The sequence below is a fragment of the Chelativorans petroleitrophicus genome (assembly GCF_025398195.1).
In the GTDB taxonomy this organism is placed as follows: domain Bacteria; phylum Pseudomonadota; class Alphaproteobacteria; order Rhizobiales; family Rhizobiaceae; genus Chelativorans; species Chelativorans petroleitrophicus.
Genome location: NZ_JAODNV010000025.1, coordinates 1 through 20,597, shown reverse-complemented (window position 1 = coordinate 20,597; position 20,597 = coordinate 1). Strand labels below are relative to the sequence as shown.

Here is a 20,597-nt window from a genome sequence, read left to right as displayed (position 1 = left end):
CTGGAGGAGGTCGTATGCCCACAGTGGAATTCTGCCCGTCATGCGCGGCGCCCCGTCCAAAGGCTGCGGTAAGGTGTCCATGGTGCCAGCGATTGTATGATGTGCCGGCTGGTCCGCCGGAGAATCTCTTCACCTCTCCTCGCGGCGAAAAAGGGAAGGTGGCCGGTTAAGCCGCGTCGAACCCAACCACCGCGTTTCCTCTCCCGCCCTGCGCCTGTCGAAGGGCGGGAGGTGCCGATTCCAAGCTTGTCGAGGGGAGGCGGTAAGGGAACGCTCATCTGCAATTGCCCAGCCAGGTGATGGGCGGGATGCATCAGTTAGAGCATCGTACCTTCAATCGATACGCACGAAACGTCAGGACCTCGCATTCGCGGCGGCGAACCAGAACCCGGCGCACAACGTAAGCGACCCGGCGAAGATTGCGGCAAGCACCGCTCTGTAGCCGCCGCTCGCCTGCCAGATCACGGCGGCGGCCAGCGGCGCGATAGCCTGCATGATGTTCGTCGGCGCGACAAGGGATCCGTTCACCGCCCCATAGGCATCGCGCGTGACCATCTCGGGAACCGCAATTCCGCGTACGATGGTGATCATGCCGTTGGCTGCGCCGTAGAGCGCCGCGATGGAGGCGATGACAACGACCTGCGCAGGCGCGTATGCGAAACCGGCCACCGCAAGCGGAAAGACGATCACGATCGCCGATCCCAGCCAGCGCACGGGCGTTTCCGACGCAAATGCCCTGATAAGAACGCGGCCGGCCACCTGCGCGGGACCGATCACCGCCAGCACCGTCACGACACCGGACGAGCCCAGACCGCGCTCGAGCAACATCGGATAGAAGTGGTAGGTCAGCGACGAGAACGCCGCCGCATAGGATATCCAGGCGAACATGAGGCCCCAGTAGGCGGGTTTGCGCATCGCGGCCGCCACCGCCACCCTCCCCGCAAGCGGCGCTGCCTCGTCTGGGCGGTGGGCACGGGCCGGAGCATCCTTACTGGGGTCGATGGCGAGGAAATACAGGACGCTGCATATGACGATATTGATCGCAGCCATGCCGACGAGCGCGCCGCGCCAGCCATAGCTGTCGATCAGGAACTGAATGACCGGGATGAAGACGGTGCTCGCGAAGCCGCCCCAGAGCGTTAGGGCGGTGATGCCCTTGCGCGCAGCCAGAGGTCCGACCCGGCGTGCGATCACGGCGAATGCCGGTTCGTAAAGTGTCGCGGCCTGCATGCAGCCGAGCACGGCCAAGACGGCATAAAAGGCGGCAAGAGTGGTGACTTGAGACCAAGCGACCAGCATCAGCCCCGCCGCGACGGATGCCCCGGCCATAAGGAGGCGGCCATGGCCACGGTCGATGGCGGCACCCACGGGATACGCGGCCGCCCCCGCCAAAAGCATGCCGCAGGTGGCCGCTCCGTAAAGCTCGGCCTTCGACCAGCCGAGATCGACCCGCATCGCCTCGGCAATCAGGGGAAAGGCATAGAACAACGTTCCCCACGAGCATATCTGCGCCGCCCCGAGGGCACTGATGAACCCGCGGGTGTCCACTGCGTCCTGAAGGGCCGTCAAGCGACGCTCGGGAACCATGCCCCGACGGCAATGGGGGCCGCCATCCCCAACTTCTCTTGGACCGCACTTACCGCAAGGCCTTGCCTTCCGGCGCGAACAATTCGGCAGAGCTGGAGGCCTGCCGGGTCGCCTGTCACCTCAAGCTGGAGTGCAACTGTTTCGAGTGTCATCGCAACAGCATTGCCAAGGCCTTTGCATGCCGTCAATTTCATTTCGATGAGTTTCGAAATAAGCACCGCAAGGTGTTAGACTAGCAGATCGATGGCCCCAGGGGACCGACGGCATATCGGCGTGGTCTTCCAAGCCGTGCTGAGGGCCGCGCACCCGACGCGAGCGCAGGCGGGCGGTTCCGGGGCGGTTGCGTGGTGGCGCCGCCCCGACGGCTGTTAAGCCTCCGCCGCCGTCTTCTTCCTGGTGCGGGTTGTCGGTGCGTCGACCGTAAGATCGACTTCCTCGAGTCTCGCGCCCGTCCCGGCATCGAACAGGTGCGCCATTCCGGGGCCGATGGCGAGTGGCAGGCGGTCTCCGGGCTTCACCGAAACGCTTCCAGGCAGCCGCGCTACCAGATCGCCATCGCCATTTGCGGCGCCCGGCAGCTTACCATGCGCCAGCGTGTCTGCGCCCAGCGTTTCGATGGCAATCACGTCGAGCTCCAGATCCGCATTGCCCGGCGCGACGAGCACGAGGTGCTCGGGCCGGACGCCGAGGATCACCTTGCGCCCTGCCTCCGGCAGCCGCGTTCCGCGCGGCTTCACCACCGCGCCGTTGGTAAGCGTCAGCCCGCGGTTGCCAGCTGATTCCGCAGGCAGCATGTTCATGGCCGGAGAGCCGATGAAACCTGCGACATAGGTCGTCGCCGGCCGGGAATAGACGGCCATGGGTGTGTCGATCTGCTCCGCCACGCCGTCGTGCATGACGACGAGCCGGTCGGCGAGCGTCATCGCCTCCACCTGGTCGTGGGTCACGTAAAGCGCTGTCGTGCCCACCGAACGCTGGAGCTGCTTGATCTCGAGCCGCATCTGCACCCTGAGCTTGGCGTCGAGGTTCGACAGCGGCTCGTCCAGCAGAAAGGCCGCCGGATCGCGCACCAGTGCCCGGCCCATGGCCACTCGCTGGCGCTGGCCGCCGGAAAGGGCACGCGGCTTGCGGTCGAGATAGGGCGTAAGCTGCAGCATCTCGGCCGCCTTAGCGACGCGGGTCTTGATATCCGCCTTCGAGAGGCCGGCGATCTTCAGGCCATAGGCCATGTTGTCGTAGACGGTCATGTGCGGGTAGAGCGCATAGTTCTGGAACACCATGGCGATGTCGCGCTCGCGCGGCTCCAGCCGGTTGACCACCCGCCCGCCGATCTCGATCTCGCCGGAGGTGATCGTCTCGAGCCCTGCCACCATCCTGAGCAGGGTCGACTTCCCGCAGCCGGAGGGGCCGACGATGACGATGAACTCGCCATCAGCGATGTCGATGCTCACCCCGTGGATCACTTCGACGCTGCCATAGGACTTTCTGACATTACGGATATTGATGGCGCTCATGGGATAAGTCCTACTTCTCGCTTTCGATCAGGCCCTTGACGAACAGGCGCTGCATCAGCACCACGACAAGGACCGGTGGCAGCATGGCGAGCACCACGGTCGCCATCACCACGTTCCAGCGCGGAATCGCGTCGGCGACGTCAGCCATGCGTTTGATGGCCATGACGATCGTATAGTACTCCGGCTTGGTGGTGATCATCAGCGGCCAGAGATACTGGTTCCATCCATAGATGAAGAGGATGACGAAGAGGGCCGCGATGTTGGTGCGCGACAGCGGCAGGAGGATGTCGCGGAAAAACTTCATCGGCCCCGCGCCGTCGACGCGCGCCGCCTCGGCCAGTTCGTCGGGAACCGTCAGGAAGAACTGCCGGAACAGGAAGGTGGCCGTGGCCGAAGCGATGAGCGGGATCGACAGCCCCGCATAGGAATCGAGCAGGTGGAGGTCGGCCACCACCTTGAAGGTCGGCACGATGCGCACCTCGACCGGCAGCATGAGCGTGATGAAGATCGCCCAGAAAGCGAGCTGCCGGAACGGAAAGCGGAAATAGACGATCGCGAAGGCCGACAGGAGGGAAATCGCGATCTTGCCGATGGCAATGGTGAGCGCCATCACGAGGCTGTTCAGCATCATTGGCCCGATCGGCGGCGCGCCGGACGTGGACACGCCGGCGAACAGGACCTCACGGTAGTTCTCCAGGGTATGCGGCCCGGGAAGAAGCGGGATGATGCCCGACATGAAGTCGTTGGGCCCGCGCGTCGAAGCGATGATCGCGACATAGACCGGGAAGGCCACGATCACCACGCCGACGATCAGCACCAGGTGCGACAGCAGGTTCAGAAAGGGTCTATTCTCGACCATCTTGTGCCCCTCAATACTGAACCCGGCGCTCGATCCAGCGGAACTGGATGACGGTGAGCGCGATGACGATGATCATGAGCACGACGGACTGCGCGGCAGAGGAGCCGAGATTGAGGCCGATGAAGCCATCCTCGAACACCTTGTAGACGAGTATGTTGGTCGCCTGCGCCGGCCCGCCCTCGGTTGTAGCGTGGATCACTCCGAAGGTGTCGAACATCGCATAGACGATGTTGACCACGAGCAGGAAGAAGGTGGTCGGCGAAAGCATCGGGAACACGATGGTGAAGAACCGCTTCGCCGGCCCTGCCCCGTCGATCGCCGCCGCCTCGATCAGCGAATGGGGAATCGCGGAAAGACCCGCCAGGAAGAACAGGAAATTGTAGGAGATCTGTTTCCAGCTCGCCGCGATGATGACGAGGATCATCGCGTCCGTGTGCGATACGACATGGTTCCACCTGTACCCGACCATGCTGAGCACATAGGGCAGGATGCCGATCGTCGGGTTGAAGAGAAACCACCACATGATGCCCACCACCGCGGGCGCCACGGCATAGGGCCAGACCAGAAGGGTCGTATATGCTCGGGAAGTGCGGACCGTGCGTTCCACCGCCAGCGCCAGCACCAGCGCCGTGACCAGAGACAGGGCGGCGACCCCGAGCGCGAAGACGGCCGTCACCTTTAGGGAATTGAGGTAGAGCGGATCGGCAAAGAGCCTTTCGTAGTTCTGAAACCAGACGAAGCTCGTCTTCAGCCCGAACGGGTCCTCACGCAGGAAGGACTGGCGGACCGCCTGGGCGGCCGGCCACAGGAAGAATATGAAGGTTATGGCGAGCTGCGGCAGCAGCAGCCAATAGGGCAGCACGCGGTTGCCGAAGATTGTGCGCTTGTTCTGCATCCTGAAACTTCAAAAAAGAGAGGGAAGCCCGCGCCTTCACGCGGGCTTCACGTCAGGGATCAGCCGACAAGCTCAGCCGTTCGTATCTTCGAACTCGCGCAGGAGAGCGTTGCCGCGCTCCACAACCGCATCGAGCGCTTCCTGTGGGGACTTGTTGCCGGACAGAAGCTGCTCGAACTCCTCGTCAATGATGTCGCGGATCTGCACGTAGTTGCCGAACCTCAGGCCCTTGGAGTTGGGCGTGGGCTCGTTCAACGTGATCTGCTTGATGGCGACATCTGTTCCCGGGTTCTTCTCGTAGAAGCCCTGGCTCTGGCCGAGTTCGTAGGCCGCCTGAGTGATCGGCAGATAGCCGGAGAACTGGTGCCATTCGGCCTGGACCTCGGGCGAGGAGAGATAGTTGAAGAAGTCTGCTACTCCCTTGTACTCCTCATCCTCGTGCCCCATGAGCACCCACAGCGTGGCGCCGCCAATGATCGAGTTCTGCGGTGCGCCCTCCACGTCGTCGTAGTAGGGGAGCATCCCGTAGCCAACCTCGAAATCCTTGGCGTTGGCCACTACACCGGCGCGCGAGGCGGAGGAGTTCATGTAGATCGCGCACTCCTGCGCGTAAAACTTCGGCGGAGCGTCATCGCCACCCACGGGGCCGCCATACTGGAAGATGCCCTCGTCCTGCCACTTCTTCAGGTTCGTCCAGTGCTTGACCTGCACCGGGCCGTTGAAGGTGAGCTCCGCGCCGAGACCGCCGAAGCCGTTCTCCAGCGTGCCGATCGGCTGGTTGTGCCAGGCGGAAAGATTTTCGAGCTGCACCCAGGAGATCCAGCCGGTGGTGAAGCCGCAGGGCGCGGCGCCCGACTCCATGATCTTCTTCGAGAAGGCCTCGACGTCGGCCCACGTCTTCGGCGGCTGTTCGGGATCAAGCCCGGCTTTCTCGAACACGTCCTTGTTGTAGTAGAGGATCGGCGTCGAGGAATTGAACGGCATCGAGAGCATATTGCCGTCCGTATCCGTATAGTAGCCGACGACCGCCGGCAGGAAAGCAGACGGATCGAACTCGGCGCCCGCGTCCTGCATCAGCTGATAGACGGGATAGACCGCCCCCTTAGCGGCCATCATCGTGCCAGTGCCCACCTCGTACACCTGCACGATATGCGGCTGCTGGCCGGCGCGGAAGGCGGCGATGGCAGCGGTCATTGTCTCCGGGTAGCTGCCCTTGTAGGTCGGGACGACCTGGTACTGGTCCTGAGACTTGTTGTAGTTCTCGACGATCTCTTCAAGCTTGGCGCCAAGCTCGCCGCCCATTGCATGCCACCACTGGATTTGCGTCTGGGCCTCGGCCAGCGTCACCGCCCCCGGAACGAGGAACGTCGCAACGGCAGCCGCCGCCATGAATTTACGCAATCTCATTACCTATCTCTCCCTTATCACTGCGCCTTGTTGCCAGCGCTTCTTCCCCGACCTCTGTTACGCGCCGATGACAGATTGACTCGAAAAGCTGCGCAGAAAACTACCGGCACATGGCCGGAGCCCCCTCCACTCGCGCATGCCCAAGCCCAAAACTGCCGGAAAGCGCCGCGGTCGAACTGTCATATGAGCATCATTATCCACCGGGGTAAAGCCCGATGCCTCCGGCGGCTTTTGCGCTATCCACCAGAAAGGGCTCTGCTTTAAGCCGCCGCTCCACGATTTCGAGCGCCTTGTTGCGGCTCTTGAAGGCACTTGAGATGACTCGAATCGCACCTCCTGCGATTTCAGACGCCGTGAATGCTGTAGTGTTCGGAGCCGTCCCAAACGATGTCCCACTTGGCTCCCGGCCTGACGTTCTGGACCACCGAGGCCTCGAAAGCTACGAGGCAATTGCCTTCAGGAGCACGGACGGACGGGTAGATCAATCCGAGATGGCCTTCCCTGCGCAACCGGTTGGCCAGGTTTTGCCCCTCGGGGTAGCCGAGCGCGATGTCGGGATTGAGTGCCGGATGATACGGCTCGTCCGTAATATCCGGAAAGTCGCCGATGAAATCGGCCAGAAGCTCCACATATCGCGTCGTATCATGGAAATGGCCTATGTAGCGGAGTTCGCGCGTCTTGTGGAACGCGACCTCGGCCGCCGACACCATAGGATCCCAGCTGCAATACCAGGCGCCCCTCGTCTCGTCGTTGAAACGATTGCCTCCCTTGCGGGTGTAGGTGAAGGCCGCGTTCACATGGGTGTTGCCATAAATACGCAGATCGTGCTTCCGGCGCTGCCAGGCCAGTTCGCGCCGATCCACATATGGCGAGCGCCCCTCCTCCGCCATAAGACGCGCGCTGGTCAGCCCCTCGATCTCCGCCAGGACTTCCATCTCCTCGTCGCTGTCCACCAGGCCGCGAAGAGCCGGAGGCTTGTGGTATGTGGCCGGGATCAGTCTGACCAGCGCGCGATCGTTCAGTGGCGTGATCTTCAAGCTCCGCCCCGCAGCGCATCCAGATAATTGCGGACATGAAGGAAATGGGGCAGACCGTTCTCGATGAGGGTATCGACAGGCCGCTTGCCCTGGAATAGCGGGCCCTGATTGGGCAGCCGCATCCATCCGGTGTCTATCGGCGGGCTGAAGTAAAGCTTCAGCGCCTTGTAGATGCCGACAAGAGCGCTGAGGCGCAGCATCTGGTCCTTGGTCAGCGTACCGGCATAGCCCGGCTTCCTCGCCCTTTTCCAAGTGCTTTCGGACATATCGGCCAGCGCCGCCGCTTCGGACAGCGAAAGCTGCCATTCGTTCGCGATATTGTTGAATGCCTTCAAGGCGACGCGAACCGTTTCGTCCGTCCGGGTTTTTTCAGCCAAGGCTTCCATAGTGCGTCCCAAGCCATGGAGTTCATATGGTCTTATATTATAGGCCATGTGAACCAAGTCAAGCCTGTGGTGGAATGCTGGTCATGCGCCAGCGGAACCGACTCTGAAGATAGGCGTTTCCCGGCAACAAAAGAAGGAACGCTTCAATGTTAAAGGGTGTGGTTCTCTGGCTTATGGGCGTCCCGCTCGTAGTCATCATACTCCTGTACCTCTTCGTTTTCTGACGCGCAGCCGGCGCGGGCACCGGCTGTTACGGTGCCCATCTGTCTCCTTTCAGTTCCGGTCGATGCTGCGTGCTTGTTTTCGCCGGCACGGTCGGAACTGTTCGCTCTCTCCTTAGTTGGGATTGGCCCAAATGGAGGAGCAGAGCATGTTCTTACGCGTCGACAAGCTGCAAATCGAATTGCCGCCACCCGCCAAGCAGGATCCCAACGCAGCCTCTGCGCTGCAGGAGTTGCTCGGCGGCAAATATGGCGAAATGTCCACCCTCGGAAACTACCTGTTCCAGAGCTTCAACTTCCGTTCCAAGAGCAAGCTGCGGCCGTTCTACAGCCTGGTGGCCGCCATCACCGCCGAGGAGCTGGGCCACGTCGAACTGGTGAGCAACGGCGTGGCGATGCTCAACAACGGCCCGGATATGCCCGACCGCGACGAGGAGGGACCGGCGGACATCGCGGACGCACCATTCGACATGATGAAGGATATACGCTTGGCGGCCGGCTTTTTCTCGCATGGCGGCGGGGCCGTACCGGTCGACAGCAACGGGCTGAGTTGGAACAAGGACTTCGTCACCACGACGGGCAACGTCATCTTCGACCTGCTCCACAATTTCCATCTCGAATGCGGCGCAAGGCTCCACAAGCTCAGGGTCTACGAAAGCCTTACCGATCCCACGGGGCGCGAGGTCTGCGGATACCTGCTCGTCAGAGGCTCGGTGCATGCTCACGCATACGGGCTTGCGCTGAAGAAGATCACGGGTGTCGAAATCGAAAAGATGCTGCCCACGCCGAACATCCCGCTCGCGAAAATTCCGGAGTGCCAGAAATACCTCGAAGAAGGATCGCACCGACGTCTCTACACCTTCAGCCCGGAGGACTACGCGGAAATCACGGCTGTGTGGGGCGGTGGCGAGGGGTCGCTTCCCGGCGATCCGCCCGGGGAGCTCGAAGTGGTCGAGGGCATGCCCGAGGGCGGCAAGATCCACGAGCTCGTGGGCGAACCGTCCGCCTTCACGCCCGATTATGCCCCCGAAGAGATGTTTGAGGTTGCGGCCAAGCTTTACAAGAAGTCGCGATAAGCTTGCCGTCCGTGGCCCGTCTCCCTGGCCACGGCTCAAGCGCGGTTCAGGTCCGGTCGGAGCCTGAACCGCTCTCCGTGCTCCTGCCGGTCAGGTGCCGCGCTGGTCGCCCGCGAGAGACGGAAGATACTGGTAGAGCCAGGTTTCCGTCAGGGCGTTTCCGTCTTCACCCTGTATGAACATCCGCATGTTAATCGGGTCCGATCCTTCGATGGTCGTGTCGAAGAAGGCGCGGTAGAGCCCGGGCTGGCCCACTACCGGATAGGAATCGGCGAGGCTGACTTCGCCGCGGGAAAGATCTATGACCGGTTTTGCATCACCCCGGGCAAGCGTGCCAAGCTTACCTCCCCGAAAATCGACAACGAAGCGCATTGAGTCTTTCGGCCTCGGCTGGCCCGGAATTCCCCCTATGCCGGTGTAGGTGGCCACCACCCTGCCGAGCTCGGCCGGATAGGGCTCTTCGGCCGTCCAGTGCAGGCGGTAGGAGAAATCGAGCGGTTGACCGGGCACGACCGGATCACCCGGGACCCAATAGACAACGATGTTGTCGTGGATTTCGTCATCCGTCGGAATTTCGACAAGCTGCACCTCGCCTTCACCCCAGTCACCTTTCGGCTCGACCCATACAGAGGGGCGGCGATTGTAGAACACCCCGTCATCCTGATAGTGGGTGAAGTTCCGGTCCCGCTGGAGCAGGCCAAAGCCTTTCGGATGCTCGTCGAGAAACGCGTTGGTCATGGTGGTTCGCGGATTGTTGAGCGGCCGCCAGATGCGTTCGCCATTACCTCTCCAGATGGCCAGCCCGTCGGAATCGTGGATTTCCGGCCGCCAGTCGACCGCCTGCATCCGGTTCGTCTCCGAATACCAGTACATGGAGGTGAGCGGCGCGACGCCGAGGCGCTCTATCGCCTTGCGGGGATAGAGAGAGCACTCGATATCCATCACCTGGGTTTCGCCCTTCACGCAGTCGAACCGGTAGGCGCCGGTAATGCTCGGGCTGTCGAGAAGCGCATAGACAAGAACACGGTCCGCCTCCCCTTCCTTCCGTTCCAGCCATATCCGGCTGAAGCGCGGGAACTCCTCCGGCTTCGGCAGGGCCGTGTCGATGGCAAGCCCGCGCGCGGAAAGCCCGTACTGGCTCAGAGGCCCGCAGGCGCGGAAATAGGAGGCGCCCAGAAAGGCCACCCAATCCGTTTCCTGCGACGACTCCTGCAGCCGGAACCCGGAAAAGCCGATATTGTCGGGCAGTTCCTGGGCGGGATGTCCTTCAGGCAGGTCGAAATAGCTACGGCGGTAAAGGATCTCGCGCGCTTGTCCGTTCTCCACCACGTGGATGCGCACCGGTTCCTGGAAGTAGCGCCCCAGATGGAAGAACTGCACGGGCGCGCCGCCCCTGCCGTCGGTCCAAAGCGCATGGCTCTTCTTGAAGCGGATTGCCTGAAACCGGTCATAGTCGATCTTCTCGAGGATGCCGGTGTGGGGTGACCGTCCATCCTGCCACGGCTCTCCGGCCATCTCGGCCGCTTGGCTTTTCAGACGATCGAAGCTGAAGGGTTCAGGGCCACCAAAGATCAGCTTCCCCGGATCGGCCGCCGCCGCGCGGGCCGTCGCCGGAAGCACGGCCGCGAGCGATGACGACAGGACAAACGATAGGATGTCGCGTCGGTTGAACTCGATCATGGAATGTCCGTCCCTTGCTCATTTCATGATGAGTTGCTGATACGCGCAGCTACTAAAGGGGCACCCCGCTTGTCATTCGCCGCCGGCGGCGCCCGCGTTGCGCTGGAGAAGAGGAAACCTGCCCCACAGGCGGGCGCGCTCCCTGTAAAGAGCCGGTATTGCAAGTGATGTGATCGCCAATAAGGCAATTGCCGTCTTGGTCCATTCGTTGAAGGGACCGTGGTGATATTCGAAGCCCTTCAACAGATAGATGACGACCACGTGCCAGGCGTAGACCTGAAGCGAATGGCGGCCGATGAGGCGCAGGAATGACAGGCTGAATACCCAGCGCATTCCCTTGCTGATCGCTCGCACCACGCGGCTGTTCGCCTCCGGCCCGGCGATGACCAGCCACGCGACCAGATAGCCCGTCGCAAGGAAGTTCACGAGATAGATGAAGCTGAACTGGACCCGGTTGTCGAGAGCCCTGAAGCGCTTCCCCATCTCCTCCGGTATGACGCCGAAGGTGAAGCTTAGACGGATGGCCATAAAAGCGAGAAACAGCGCAAGCGCCGCCGAAACGAGAGCCGTGCTTCGCGGCGTGAACACCTTTTTCCAGTCGATCTGCTGCGTCGCCGTCAGGGAGCCGAGCACCAGACCCGCCATGAAGACGATCTGCCAGGCGAACACGTTGAATGCGGTGCGCAGCATCCGTCCTTCGTGAATCAGGTCCAGAAGATAGCGCGTGCCTGCGGCGAGCGGATAATGCAGGCTGAGCTGGACGGCGACCCACAGCACGGCCGAGAAGGCGGCCACCCACATCCAGCGCCCGGTCACGCAAAGCCAGACGAGCGGCGGCGCCACCAGCATGTAGATGATGTATTGGGGCAGGATGTCCATGTAGGTGGGCTGGTAGATGAGCAGCAGCGAGGCGATCGCATAGATCGGATCGTGGCTGGCCAGATTCCACAGCCAGGGCTCCCAATAGGTGGCGGAGCTGGTGAGAACCAGGCCGAGCGCCATGATGACCAGGAGGGAGCCCGCCGCATAGCGGTAGATCTCCAGCGCCCGCTTCCGGATTTTTCTGGCACCGGCCACGTATCCTTCCTTCAGCATGCGGCGCGCATAGACCATGCCGACAAGGAGGCCGGAAAGGAACACGAAGCCCTGTGCGTCCTGCACATAGCCCAGCTCCCCGTGATTGATCTTCACCAGCAGATAGCCGCCGGTGAAGGTCAGATGGTTCAGCATCATGAAAACGAGAAAGTACCCTCGCATGCCGTCCAAAATCTCGAGGCGTCGCATGAAGCTCCTTCGGAATATGCCTGCGTCCCAACGGTCTGGGGGACTAACACAGGCAGGCCCGCCAGGCTGCATCACAATCTGTTCGCCCCGTTTGAACGTCCGTTATGCCGGGCCGGGTGCAGGTCTCGCACAATAGGCAATTTGCATCGTTAAAGGGCACTTCGTTCCTGGGGTTTCCGGCCCTGATCCGTTGTAGAGCCTGCAAAACGCCGACTCTGTGCGGCTGGCACATCCTTTGCTTTCAGAGAAGAGGAAGCTTGCAGCATGGAGGTGATGATGAACACCAGTTCAGCGCCCGCAATCCAAGGATTGCCCGTCATCGACGTCTCGGGGCTCTCGTCCTCCGATCCTGCTGCGCGTAAGGCGGTGGGGGAAGCGCTGCGCGCGGCGTGCCTCCACACGGGCTTCTTCTATTGCTCGGGCCACGGCATTCCGCAGGGTCTGATCGACGCCGTCTTTGACGAGACGCGCCGGTTCTTCGACCTGCCGCTTGAGGCCAAGATGGCCGTGCACAAGACGAAATCTTTCTGCAATCGCGGCTATGAGCCGCTCGGCGGCCAGACGCTGCAGGCCGGTGCCAAGCCGGACCGGAAGGAAGGCTACTATATCGGGCTGGAGCTGCCGGAGGACGATCCACGCGTCGTAGCGCGCAAGTTCAATCATGGCCCCAACCAGTGGCCGCAGAACGCGCCCGGATTCCGGCCGGTCATGCGCGCCTACCACGCCGCCATGCTCGACCTCGGTGAGCGGCTGATGCGCGGGCTGGCGCTCTCGCTGGACCTTGATGAAAACTACTTCGCAGGCTTCTCTCGCGATCCGATTGCCATCCTTCGCCTGCTGCACTATCCGCCGCAGCCCCCGCAGACCGCGCCCGATGAGATGGGCGCGGGCGCGCATACCGATTTCGGCGGCATCACGCTGCTGCTTCAGGACGATGTTGGCGGCCTTCAGGTCTTTGACAACAATAACGACCGCTGGATAGAGGCCGCACCCATTCCCGGCACGTTCGTGGTCAATCTCGGGGACATGATCGCGCGCTGGACCAATGACCGCTACCGCTCGACACTGCATCGGGTCGTGAATCGCTCGGGGCGCGAGCGCTACTCCGTGCCGTTCTTCTTCACCGGCAATCCCGACTACGAGGTCTCATGCATCCCGACCTGCCTGGCGCCGGGCGAAAAGCCGAAATATCCGCCCATCGCGGTCGAGGATCACCTTCAGGCCATGTATCGCAAGACCTATGCTGCGGCCTGAAGGTATGGCGGAACGTGGCGCCCTCCTACTGCACGGAAACGTCGTGCAGATGCCTGAGCTTGTCCGGATTTCTGGTGATGTAGATCGCCACGATCTTTTCCTCCGCAATTTGCAGGGCCGTTGTCTGGACAACCCCGCCGCCTTCGATGGTGATGAAACCCGGCAACCCGTCGATGATCGCATAGCGGATGAGAAGCGACGGAGACTGGCGGAACTCGTGCGCGAGCTGCTCGTGCCGTGCCATCACCGCGGCTATACCGATCAACGGGCGCGGCGAGGCGGGAACCTTGCCGCCGCCATCCGTTGAGGCCGTGACATCCTCAGCCAGAAGGGAGCGGAGCCTCTGCAGGTCACCATTACGCGACGCAGCATAGAAAGCTGCGGCAATTTCCAGCCCCTGCTCCTTCGTCACGTTAAAGCGAGGCCGTGTCGCCCGGATATGCTCCCTCGCGCGGCTTGCGAGCTTGCGGCACGCTGCGGGTTCGCGGCCGATGGCGCCCGCGACCTCGTCAAAGCTCATTCCAAAGACGTCATGGAGGAGGAAGGTCGCCCGCTCCAGCGGCGACAGCCGTTCCAGTGCGATCATCAGCGGCAGCGTGATGTCGTCGCCCGCATCCGGTTCCCAGTCTTCAACAATGGGTTCGGGCAGCCACACGCCGAAATAGGTCTCGCGTCTGCGCCGGGCGGATTTCAACTCGTTGAGGCAAAGGCGCGTGACAATGGTGCGCAGCAAGGCGGCCGGCTCGCGCACCGAAGTGCGATCTGCCGCTAGCCACCGCGCCCAGGCGTCCTGAACGACATCCTCGGCATCCGCCACCGATCCCAGCATGCGATACGCCAGCCGGACGAGGCGCGGGCGCAAATCGGTGAACGACGGATCTGACGGGATGTCGTTCATTTGCCGTCTTCTACTCCGCAATAACCTCGTCAACCCTGTAGAGGCTGGGAGCCACGGACTTCGCAAGCCCAGCGAACTGTTTTAGCTGATCCTGCGTCTCAGGCTTCTTCATGAAATCCTCAAAATGCTCCTTTGAGGCCCATTGCGCATAGTTAACGACTTTGCGGCCATCGAAACTGCTGTGAATGCTGACCGAAATGAAGCCGGGCTGATGCCGGATCGTGCTCTTGGTCGCATCCGTGAGCGCCTTGACCAACGCAGCCTGCGTTTCAGGCTCGACTTCGTACACATTGATGAGGGTCAGACGTCCTTCCTGGGGGTTGATCGTCGCCTTGCCGGTCATCATCATCTCCTTTGAAACCGTTGTTGCGCAGGACATGACAAGCAACGGCCGGGAAATGTGACATGCGCCGTCTTCGCGATGATAGTGTTCCCGCTTAACCCCCTTCATTCAGGTGCCTTCGGTATAAGGCGGGAGGAAGCGGGCGCAGGAACGCCCGCTTTATTGTCGAGAACGGCTTACAGGCTGTTCGCCGTCACGCGCTGATAGAGATAGTCGGCCGCGCTGATCGGCTCGTACTTATTACCCGGGCCCTGGATGATGGCGTCCCTGTTGGCTTGGCAGAAGAACGGCAGCGAGTAGCGAGGGCCGAGATATTCGTCCTCACGCGGCATGCGCACGCGGTGCAGCGTTGACTGAAGCTGATCGTCGCTCCAGCGCATCAGCATGTCCCCGATATTGCAGGTGATCACACCCGGCAGCGGGGGCACGTCGGTCCACTCCAATTCGCCGCCGGTGGCCTCCTTGCCCGGACAGAGCTGCAAGCCCCCCTGCCCCGGCCGCTGATGAAGCAGCGTCAGGCAGTCGAAGTCAGTATGCGCGCCGGCGCGCCAGCCCGTGAAGTCCTCGGGTTTCGCATTTACCATCGGCAGGTAATGAATGAGGCGCAGCGTGCACTGATACTCCGGCGACATCGGGTCATGCGCTTCCGTGAAGAAGTCCGGCTCGAAGCCGAGCTTCAGCGCGAAGCAGGACAGTACCTTCATACCTAGCGCCCAGTTGGCACGCTCGAAGGCGAGCATCACCGCCTTGAAGCCGGGCAGCTCGTCGCCTGTCGGCCAAAGCTTGGCCATGCGCGGCAGTGTGATCTGGTAGCTTTCCTTGTTGTCGGCCGTCCCGGTCGAGGGGCGCACCTGCGCCTTGTATTCCCAGCCGGCATTCGTGCCTTTCTCCAGCGGATACTTGGCCTTCACCTCGGGGGCGAGATTGAAGAATCGCTCGGTGTACTCGAATGCCTCGTCGATCTGGGCTTGCGGAATGCCGTGATTGACGAGCTGGAAGAAGCCGATCCGCGTCGCGGCATCCCAGAGCTGGTCCGCGATCTCCGTCTTGCGCGCCTCGAAATCGCTGAGGTCGATCTGCGGAACTTCGCGCTCCTTCACGCTGCCCATGCCGCCGAAGGTGGCTTCCTTGTTGAGTTCGACGAGACCATAGTCTTTTCGCGCCATATTGCTCTGCATCGTTTACTCCGTTTTTCGTTGCGCGGCGCCGAAGCCGCATTCCGTGAAAAGGAGCAATGTCCCGCGCCGATGGCGCTAACCGCTTCTACTCCTGGCATTTCGTGCTGGGACGGGCGCTCCCTCAGATACCGACCCGGGCCTTCTCCCTTGTCTCGTTGCGGGCGATGCGCTCCACGACCCGGCGGGCATCAGCGGCAAGCTGCTCCATGTCGAGCCACGGAAGCGCGTAATTCTCCACCACCGGCAGGCCAGCCACGAAGCTGTGGCGTAAGCGGGCACCGCCGCCAGATATGACCGGGCCGATGACGCGGTCGTGCTGGCCGAAATAGCGCGGATCGGAGAGGTCAAAGATGGCGAGGTCCGCAAGGTTGCCGACCTCGATCGTGCCGATGTCGTCATAGCCGAGCGCGCGGGCGCCGCCGGCGGTCGCCCAGCGCAGCACGCCCTCTGCCGTCGTCGCACTAACGCCGCGGACAGCCCGATGGACCGAGAAAGCGGCATACATGGCGGAGACCATGTCCGCGGCCTCGTTGGCGGCTGCCCCGTCCACCGCGAGCGAGACGATGCCGCCGAGTTCGTCCAGCATGCTTGCCGGTGCAACGCCGGAGCCGAGGCGCCAGTTGGCTTGGGGGCAATGCGCCATGGCAGTACCCGTCTCGGCCAGAAGCTTCACCTCATCCGGCTCACATTCCACCAGATGGGCGAACCACACATCCGGCCCCAGCCAATCATTGTCCGCCAGCCAGTGGACAGGCCGCTTGCCATGGTGGGTGAGCGTATGGGCGACGTAGTCCATGTTCTCCGACAAGTGGCTATGGAGCCTCAACCCCATTGCGCGCTGGGCGGCGCGCAGCTCGGAAAGCTCTCCCGGCCTCAGCGAGAAAGTGGGGGTTGTCGGGGCGAAGACCACGCGCCGCAGAGAATCCGGCGACGGATCATGCCAGCGCTTTACCGCTGCGGCGACGCTATCGATCATGGCATCCAGCGTTTCGGTGGGCAGCGGCAGGGTCCGCTCCCCGTCGAACTTGCGGCCCGTCGTCGCCCCGCCGCGGCAAAACACGAAGCGCACGCCGAAATGCCGCGCCACCTCGAACAGCACGTCGCCCGGATCAAAATCGTAGACCGGCGAGAAGAAGTAGTGGTGGTCTGCTACCGTGGTCGCGCCGGACAAGGCGAGCTCCGCCAGCCCGATCGTGGCCGAGACGCGCAGCGCTTCCTCGTCCAGCCTATGCCAATAGCTGTAGGGGACCAGCCGCAGCCAGGCCGCCAGAGCCTCGTTCATGCCTTCCGGCACCGCCTTCAGCACGCTCTGGAAAAGGTGGTGGTGGGTATTGACGAGGCCTGGCGTGACAACGGCGTTCGAGGCATCGATCACCTTTTCGCCGGGCAGCGGCTTCAGCGCGCCGATCTCCGCGATGCGGCCCTGCCTGACGCGAATGGAGCCTTCCGCCCGCGCCGCCTTACCTTCAAGGCCCGTGAGGATGCCAACAGCGCCCGTGATGATGAAATCCGTCATGACCGCTCCGGGGGAAGACTCCAGGCGAAGAAGATACGCTGGACGGCCGAGACGGCCTGGAAAAGCACCAGCGACATGGCGACGAGCACGACGAGGCCCGCCCAGGCTTGCTGCACCTGGAACATGGATGTGGAGAACTGGATGTAGTAGCCAATGCCCTTATCTGCCGCCACGAACTCGGAAACCACGGCGCCGATCACCGCCAGCGTGACCGATATCTTCAGGGCCGAGAAGATGTATGGGATCGCGAAAGGCAGCCGGATTTGGGTGATCTCGCGGATGGCAGGCGCGCGCAGGCTGCGGGACAGCTCGATCAGCTCCGGCGGCGTGGCAAGCATGCCCGTTGTGGTGGAGACGACAAGCGGAAAGAAAGTGATGAGAAAGGTGATGACCACGCGCGGCGCGTCGCCCGAGCCGAGGGCGACAATGATAATCGGCGCCACCGCGACCACGGGTGTGGACTGGATGACGACGAGGATCGGATAAAGGGCGCGCGACACGGTTTCTGATCGCGTCAGCATGATTGCAAGCGGAAGCGCCACCGCGATCGAGACGAAGTAGCCGGCAAGCGCAACCTGCAGCGTCGCCCAAACGTGCTCAAGCCACCGCGTGGCCGATATCGCCTCGAAACCGCCAACTATGCGGCTCGGGGAAGGCAGCACGAAAGGCGGGATCGCCAGGACGCGGCAGGACACTTCCCAGACGATCAGGATCGCCAGAAAGGTGGCCAGCGGCAGCAGGCCGGGCGCGCGGCCAAGGTTGAGCGCCGTTTTCCGCAAATCCATGCCCCCTTCACGCGGCGCGCTTGAGGAGGAGGCCTCGGAGGTGTGAAACATAGTCATGCATGACCTTGTTGTTCGCAGTCTCGAAGCCGCGCGGACGCGGCAGATCGATCCTCAGATTCTCGATGACGCGGCCCGGCCGCTCGCTCATGACAAGCACACGATCGGCAAGCAGCACCGCTTCGCTGATCGAATGGGTGATGAACATCACCGTCTTGGGCTGCGCCTCCCAGAGGCGCAGCAGTTCGAACCCCATCTCGTCGCGCGTCAGCGCGTCCAGGGCGGAAAAGGGCTCGTCCATCAGCAGAATGTCGGGATTCATGAACAGGGCGCGCGCGATGCCGACGCGCTGCTGCATGCCGCCTGAGAGTTCGGAGGGCAGCCGCTTTTCAAAGCCAGCGAGGCCGACCCTGGCAAGGATGGCCTGCGCCTGGAGGTGGTCGTCCTTGCTCACCCTTCCGGTCTTGTGGCGGGCGGGAAAGACCACATTGTCCTCGATATTGGCCCAGGGCAGCAGCGTCGGCTTCTGGAAAACGATACCGATATCGTCGCGCGGCTCCCGCACTGGAAGGCCGAACACCTCGACGGTCCCGCTAGTGGGGCTGAGCAGGCCCGAGGCGAGCCGCAGCAGGGTGGATTTGCCGCAGCCTGAGGGGCCAAGCACCGCCACGAATTCGTGGCGATGCAACGTCATGTCGACGCCGCGCAGGGCTTCCAGTGATCCGGTCGCAGTCCGGAACACCTGCCCAACATTGGAAAAGGATATGGCGGCCTGCGCGGTCATGCGGCTCAGCTTTCCGGCACGAAGCTGCGGTCTACGAGAGTCTCGGGATCGAGCCCCGCCTCATCGAGACCCTGCGCGGCCGCTACGCGCTTCCAGGTCGCTTGGAGCCGCTCCGGCGTGAAGACGCCCAGCCCATCCTTTTCGGTGACCTCGTTGAAGATCAGGCCGATGGTATCCTTGACCTGCCCCTCCACATTCTCGGCGCTGAGCTCGGGAACCATCGCGATGACGGACTCGGCGGCCCCGGCCGGATTGTCGCGCATGAATTCGAGCGAACGCCTGTAGGCCGCAATGAAGCGACGGGCCACCTCGGGCCGCTCCGCAAGGAACGCGTCGGAGGCCACCAGCGACGCCGAATAGAGCTCCAGCCCCGCGTCCGACCACGGGAAAACCGCCAGCTCCTTCCCAGCCGCCGCGGCCTGGGTGGTGTAGCGGGTCAGGTCCGTCATCCAGGCGATAATGACGTCGGTCGCGCCGGTCATCAGCATGGGGCCAAGGGCACCGGGATCGACCTTGTTGAGCGTGATGTCGGACTCCTCCATCCCGAGATCCATCAATACCAGCGGCAGATAGACATTGGACTCCGTGAAGGGCGACGTGGCGACCGTCTTGCCCTTCACGTCCTCGATCGTCTCCATCGTGCCCTTGACCGTGTAGAAGGCGTGGGGACCCTTGTTGAACAGCGACATCACGGCCGTCACGGGCACGTCCTCGTTGGCCCTGGCGGCCATCAGTGCGCCGATGCCGGAAATACCGATGTCCGATACTCCGGTGGCCAGCTTGGTGATCGCCTCGGAGGAACCGCGGCCGCTTTCTATGGTGATTTCGAGACCGGCGTCGGCGCAGAAGCCCTGCTGGATGCAGATGAAGATTGCCGACTTGTCGCCACCAGGCAGCCAGTCGAGCTGGAAAACCACCTTGTCGGCTGCGTGCGCGACCATGAGGGTGGAAGCCGCGAAGAAGCCGGAGAGGAGTGTCTTGGAGAGCGCTTTTAGCATCTGGTTTTTCCCCATCTGGATGTTGCCATTCCGCCATGACTCAGGGCCCCGCATCCGGCGCGCCGGATGTTGGTCCTGGTGTGAGTGTTTTGCGCGTTGAAGATCAGAAGCCGGCATCAGATACCCCGGTGTGGATTCCCGCTATGCCGAGCAATGTCCCGGGCCCGATGGGCCCTAACCGCTTCTACTCGCAGATGGATATGCAGGAGGCGTGCCAAACGCAGAAAGCCTTGATTCCGCGAGATGTCGCTCTTGCAACACGCTCAGAGCTGCGCAAAGGACACGCACGTCACGCCTAAATAATAGGCGCAGGCCGATGCTGCCTGTTTAATAATCAATTTTGCCTTAGCCTGACCTATTAGGAGACGGCGGAACGCCGCAACCGGGTGCGCCCTGATGATAGCGAATGAACCCGCTCAAGGGGCAGTGAACGCTTCCGCGAGTGCCTTGCATTGCAGGCGGATGTCCGGAACTGCATCGATCTCAAAGAATGTGCCGCGGGTGAGCGGGCCGACTGCGAACAGCTTGCCGGAGGCGCTGCCGTCAGCATCGATGACGGCGCATTCGCGGGTCACGTCGAGGCCGAGCTTGAAGGGATCAGCCGTGCAAGCCCGCGCTCGATCAGCGAACGGATGATCGTGTGTGAGCCATCCTCGAGATTCCTGGCGATGCCGGTGCAGTCATAGATGCGCGCGATGTGAAGCGTCTCGATCTCCCGGGTTTGGCGATGCTGGATATCCGTCGCAAGGCTGCCCTCCTCTTGCCGCACGGCAAGAACCCGTGCGGCAAGTACCTTCAGGCAGCCGGTCCTCAACGCATCCTGTCAACGGCGGTGCAAAATCCGGCCACGCGGCGGCGCAAAACCAGGCCAGGTGGCAGTGGCCTGCGCCATGGCGCG

At 62.5% G+C, this 20,597-nt stretch carries 19 protein-coding genes; 2 read left to right on the top strand and 17 right to left on the bottom strand.

The window, feature by feature from the left end:
• Positions 1–354 precede the first annotated feature (354 nt).
• The 7 genes from NYR54_RS17815 to NYR54_RS17785 all read right to left on the bottom strand — a co-directional run bounded on the left by NYR54_RS17815 (position 355) and on the right by NYR54_RS17785 (position 7,685).
• The gene (locus NYR54_RS17815; RefSeq protein WP_261517073.1) at positions 355–1,569 is read right to left on the bottom strand and encodes an MFS transporter; all 1,215 of its coding nucleotides are present in this window, start codon (positions 1,567–1,569) and stop codon (positions 355–357) included.
• Positions 1,570–1,955: 386 nt separating this feature from the next.
• Complete coding sequence (locus NYR54_RS17810; protein WP_261517072.1) at positions 1,956–3,101, bottom strand: sn-glycerol-3-phosphate import ATP-binding protein UgpC; 1,146 nt, start codon at positions 3,099–3,101, stop codon at positions 1,956–1,958.
• A gap of 10 nt (positions 3,102–3,111) precedes the next feature.
• Complete coding sequence (gene ugpE, locus NYR54_RS17805; protein ID WP_261517071.1) at positions 3,112–3,960, bottom strand: sn-glycerol-3-phosphate ABC transporter permease UgpE; 849 nt, start codon at positions 3,958–3,960, stop codon at positions 3,112–3,114.
• Positions 3,961–3,970: 10 nt separating this feature from the next.
• On the bottom strand, positions 3,971–4,855 hold the full coding sequence (ugpA, locus tag NYR54_RS17800; RefSeq protein ID WP_261517070.1) for a sn-glycerol-3-phosphate ABC transporter permease UgpA: 885 nt from the start codon (positions 4,853–4,855) through the stop codon (positions 3,971–3,973).
• A 72-nt stretch (positions 4,856–4,927) separates the two neighbouring features.
• A complete protein-coding gene (gene ugpB / locus NYR54_RS17795) occupies positions 4,928–6,262 on the bottom strand; it encodes a sn-glycerol-3-phosphate ABC transporter substrate-binding protein UgpB (protein ID WP_423738641.1) in 1,335 nt (444 codons plus the stop codon).
• Positions 6,263–6,606: 344 nt separating this feature from the next.
• Positions 6,607–7,299, bottom strand: coding sequence for an RES family NAD+ phosphorylase (locus NYR54_RS17790; RefSeq protein WP_261517069.1), 693 nt, complete (start codon positions 7,297–7,299; stop codon positions 6,607–6,609).
• Complete coding sequence (locus NYR54_RS17785; protein WP_423738640.1) at positions 7,296–7,685, bottom strand: MbcA/ParS/Xre antitoxin family protein; 390 nt, start codon at positions 7,683–7,685, stop codon at positions 7,296–7,298. The genes NYR54_RS17790 and NYR54_RS17785 overlap by 4 nt, the downstream gene beginning before the upstream one ends.
• A 370-nt stretch (positions 7,686–8,055) precedes the next feature.
• Here NYR54_RS17785 and NYR54_RS17780 point away from each other — a divergent pair, with 370 nt between their 5' ends.
• The gene (locus NYR54_RS17780) at positions 8,056–8,982 is read left to right on the top strand and encodes a manganese catalase family protein (RefSeq protein WP_261517067.1); all 927 of its coding nucleotides are present in this window, start codon (positions 8,056–8,058) and stop codon (positions 8,980–8,982) included.
• Between the two features lie 90 nt (positions 8,983–9,072).
• Here NYR54_RS17780 and NYR54_RS17775 read toward each other — a convergent pair whose 3' ends face one another.
• Positions 9,073–10,662 (bottom strand): OpgD/OpgG family glucan biosynthesis protein, encoded by a 1,590-nt coding sequence (locus NYR54_RS17775; protein ID WP_261517066.1) that lies wholly within the window; start codon positions 10,660–10,662, stop codon positions 9,073–9,075.
• A gap of 72 nt (positions 10,663–10,734) precedes the next feature.
• Entirely contained in the window at positions 10,735–11,946 is a 1,212-nt protein-coding gene (locus NYR54_RS17770) for an OpgC family protein (RefSeq protein WP_261517065.1), read from the bottom strand.
• Positions 11,947–12,222: 276 nt separating this feature from the next.
• On the opposite strand from NYR54_RS17770, the gene NYR54_RS17765 reads away from it, so the two are divergent.
• Entirely contained in the window at positions 12,223–13,200 is a 978-nt protein-coding gene (locus tag NYR54_RS17765; protein WP_261517064.1) for an isopenicillin N synthase family dioxygenase, read from the top strand.
• Positions 13,201–13,225: 25 nt separating this feature from the next.
• Here the strand turns inward: NYR54_RS17765 and NYR54_RS17760 are convergent, their stop codons facing one another.
• From NYR54_RS17760 to NYR54_RS17725, 8 genes are all read right to left on the bottom strand, one after another.
• Complete coding sequence (locus tag NYR54_RS17760; RefSeq protein ID WP_261517063.1) at positions 13,226–14,098, bottom strand: sigma-70 family RNA polymerase sigma factor; 873 nt, start codon at positions 14,096–14,098, stop codon at positions 13,226–13,228.
• Positions 14,099–14,108: 10 nt separating this feature from the next.
• Complete coding sequence (locus NYR54_RS17755) at positions 14,109–14,549, bottom strand: antibiotic biosynthesis monooxygenase family protein (protein ID WP_261517062.1); 441 nt, start codon at positions 14,547–14,549, stop codon at positions 14,109–14,111.
• Positions 14,550–14,617: 68 nt separating this feature from the next.
• Positions 14,618–15,607 carry an isopenicillin N synthase family dioxygenase gene (locus tag NYR54_RS17750; protein ID WP_261517061.1) on the bottom strand — a complete coding sequence of 330 codons (990 nt, stop codon included), beginning with the start codon at positions 15,605–15,607 and terminating at the stop codon, positions 14,618–14,620.
• 133 nt (positions 15,608–15,740) lie between these two features.
• Entirely contained in the window at positions 15,741–17,135 is a 1,395-nt protein-coding gene (locus tag NYR54_RS17745; protein WP_261517060.1) for an amidohydrolase family protein, read from the bottom strand.
• Positions 17,132–17,920, bottom strand: a complete 789-nt coding sequence (locus tag NYR54_RS17740; RefSeq protein ID WP_261517059.1) for an ABC transporter permease — start codon at positions 17,918–17,920, stop codon at positions 17,132–17,134. Before NYR54_RS17740 ends, NYR54_RS17745 begins: the two co-directional genes overlap by 4 nt.
• A 7-nt stretch (positions 17,921–17,927) precedes the next feature.
• On the bottom strand, positions 17,928–18,701 hold the full coding sequence (locus tag NYR54_RS17735; RefSeq protein ID WP_261517058.1) for an ABC transporter ATP-binding protein: 774 nt from the start codon (positions 18,699–18,701) through the stop codon (positions 17,928–17,930).
• Between the two features lie 5 nt (positions 18,702–18,706).
• Positions 18,707–19,699 (bottom strand): ABC transporter substrate-binding protein, encoded by a 993-nt coding sequence (locus tag NYR54_RS17730; RefSeq protein ID WP_261517057.1) that lies wholly within the window; start codon positions 19,697–19,699, stop codon positions 18,707–18,709.
• Positions 19,700–20,270: 571 nt separating this feature from the next.
• Positions 20,271–20,513 carry a hypothetical protein gene (locus tag NYR54_RS17725; RefSeq protein WP_261517056.1) on the bottom strand — a complete coding sequence of 81 codons (243 nt, stop codon included), beginning with the start codon at positions 20,511–20,513 and terminating at the stop codon, positions 20,271–20,273.
• Positions 20,514–20,597 lie beyond the last annotated feature (84 nt).

Coding starts and splice junctions, on each gene's coding strand:
- NYR54_RS17810 (WP_261517072.1), bottom strand. CDS start 3,101: ATGAGCGCCATCAATATCCGTAATGTCAGAAAGTCCTATGGCAGCGTC.
- ugpE (WP_261517071.1), bottom strand. CDS start 3,960: ATGGTCGAGAATAGACCCTTTCTGAACCTGCTGTCGCACCTGGTGCTG.
- ugpA (WP_261517070.1), bottom strand. CDS start 4,855: ATGCAGAACAAGCGCACAATCTTCGGCAACCGCGTGCTGCCCTATTGG.
- ugpB (WP_423738641.1), bottom strand. CDS start 6,262: ATGAGATTGCGTAAATTCATGGCGGCGGCTGCCGTTGCGACGTTCCTC.
- NYR54_RS17785 (WP_423738640.1), bottom strand. CDS start 7,685: ATGGAAGCCTTGGCTGAAAAAACCCGGACGGACGAAACGGTTCGCGTC.
- NYR54_RS17780 (WP_261517067.1), top strand. CDS start 8,056: ATGTTCTTACGCGTCGACAAGCTGCAAATCGAATTGCCGCCACCCGCC.
- NYR54_RS17775 (WP_261517066.1), bottom strand. CDS start 10,662: ATGATCGAGTTCAACCGACGCGACATCCTATCGTTTGTCCTGTCGTCA.
- NYR54_RS17770 (WP_261517065.1), bottom strand. CDS start 11,946: ATGCGACGCCTCGAGATTTTGGACGGCATGCGAGGGTACTTTCTCGTT.
- NYR54_RS17765 (WP_261517064.1), top strand. CDS start 12,223: ATGAACACCAGTTCAGCGCCCGCAATCCAAGGATTGCCCGTCATCGAC.
- NYR54_RS17760 (WP_261517063.1), bottom strand. CDS start 14,098: ATGAACGACATCCCGTCAGATCCGTCGTTCACCGATTTGCGCCCGCGC.
- NYR54_RS17755 (WP_261517062.1), bottom strand. CDS start 14,549: ATGAAGGGGGTTAAGCGGGAACACTATCATCGCGAAGACGGCGCATGT.
- NYR54_RS17750 (WP_261517061.1), bottom strand. CDS start 15,607: ATGGCGCGAAAAGACTATGGTCTCGTCGAACTCAACAAGGAAGCCACC.
- NYR54_RS17745 (WP_261517060.1), bottom strand. CDS start 17,135: ATGACGGATTTCATCATCACGGGCGCTGTTGGCATCCTCACGGGCCTT.
- NYR54_RS17740 (WP_261517059.1), bottom strand. CDS start 17,920: ATGGATTTGCGGAAAACGGCGCTCAACCTTGGCCGCGCGCCCGGCCTG.
- NYR54_RS17735 (WP_261517058.1), bottom strand. CDS start 18,701: ATGACCGCGCAGGCCGCCATATCCTTTTCCAATGTTGGGCAGGTGTTC.
- NYR54_RS17730 (WP_261517057.1), bottom strand. CDS start 19,699: ATGCTAAAAGCGCTCTCCAAGACACTCCTCTCCGGCTTCTTCGCGGCT.